Origin of the sequence: Herminiimonas sp. (assembly GCF_030645555.1) — a bacterium.
Classification (GTDB): domain Bacteria; phylum Pseudomonadota; class Gammaproteobacteria; order Burkholderiales; family Burkholderiaceae_D; genus Oxalicibacterium.
In genome coordinates, this window is record NZ_JAUSME010000331.1 from 1 (window position 1) to 1454 (window position 1454).

Here is a 1454-nt window from a genome sequence, read left to right on the forward strand (position 1 = left end):
CCTTCACTTCAGACCCATTCGCGATGAATCAGGAAGTCGGAAGTCAGTTTTGCTTCGGGGCTGCCGGCTTCCGGCTGCCAATTGTAGCGCCATGTTACCACTGGTGGCATCGACATGAGTATAGACTCGGTGCGGCCGCCCGATTGCAGGCCGAACAGGGTGCCACGATCGAACACCAGATTGAACTCGACATAGCGGCCGCGCCGGTATGTCTGGAAGTCGCGTTCGCGCTCTCCATATGCCATATCCTTGCGCTTTTTCAGGATGGACACATACGATGCGATGAAATGGTCGCCTACGCTTTGCTGCAGCGCAAAGCAGCGCTCGAAACCACCTTCATTCAAGTCGTCAAAGAAGATCCCGCCTACGCCGCGCGGCTCCTGCCGGTGCTTCAGGTAAAAATAATCGTCGCACCATTTCTTGTAGCGCGGATGCAGTTCATCGCCAAAAGCCTGCAGCGCATCGCGGCAGGTTTGATGGAAATGTCGCGCATCTTCTTCAAAGCCGTAATACGGCGTCAAATCCATGCCGCCGCCAAACCACCAGATCGGCTCTTCACCTTCTGCCGTCGCGGTAAAAAAGCGCACATTCATGTGCACAGTAGGCGCGTATGGATTGCGTGGATGCAGCACCAGCGACACGCCCATCGCTTCCCAGTTGCGGCCGGCGAGTTCGGGCCGGTTGGCCGCTGCCGATGGCGGCAGATTCTTGCCCATCACATGCGAAAAGCCGACGCCGCCGCGTTCGAAGACATGGCCGTTTTCTATGATGCGCGAAATGCCGCCGCCGCCTTCCGGGCGCTGCCATGCATCAGTACCGAATGCCTGGCCGTCGACTTCTTCCAGTGCAGCCACGATGCGCTCCTGCAGGCCAAGCAAATAATCTTTAACGGCAGCGGGCGAGGTTGGGGAAGAAGTCACTATATAAAGGGTAAAAAGGATGTAGGGCGGATTGTACCCTGTGTATGCGCCGTGCCAGCGCTAAGGCCGTTCCTGTCATTCCCTTTGAGCGGCAATGACAGGATCAAATCAACATTGCGATCAAATGCGTTTCAGTGCGCGCCAGCCTATATCGTGACGGAATTGCGCGCCGTCGAAATGTATATGCTCGATGACGTCATAGGCATGCTTTTGTGCGACCTTGACGCTGTCGCCCAGGCCGACCACGCACAGCACGCGACCGCCGCTAGTGCTCAATTGCTTGTCACTCAATGTGGTGCCGGCATGAAAGGTCACGGTGTCGACAGTTTCTGCCGGGATGCCGGTGATGAGGTCGCCCTTGCGCGGTGCATCCGGATAGCCGGCCGCAGCCAGAACCACGCCCAGCGCCGTGCGCCTGTCCCATTCCAGCTCTATCGTGTCCAGCGTGCCATTGACTGCATGCTCCATCACGGTCACCAGATCGGTCTTCAGGCGCGCCATGATGGGTTGCGTTTCCGGGTCGCCCATGCGGCA

The 1454-nt window shown here is 58.0% G+C and carries 2 protein-coding genes; both read right to left on the minus strand.

Translation table 11 applies throughout. The features are described 5' to 3' along the window. Window positions 1-8: 8 nt before the first annotated feature. Entirely contained in the window at window positions 9-920 is a 912-nt protein-coding gene (hemF, locus tag Q7T06_RS12455; protein WP_304785125.1) for an oxygen-dependent coproporphyrinogen oxidase, read from the minus strand. Between the two features lie 120 nt (window positions 921-1040). Further along, window positions 1041-1454: phosphoribosylglycinamide synthetase C domain-containing protein (locus Q7T06_RS12460; RefSeq protein WP_304785126.1), on the minus strand; the 414-nt coding region annotated here is incomplete at its 5' end.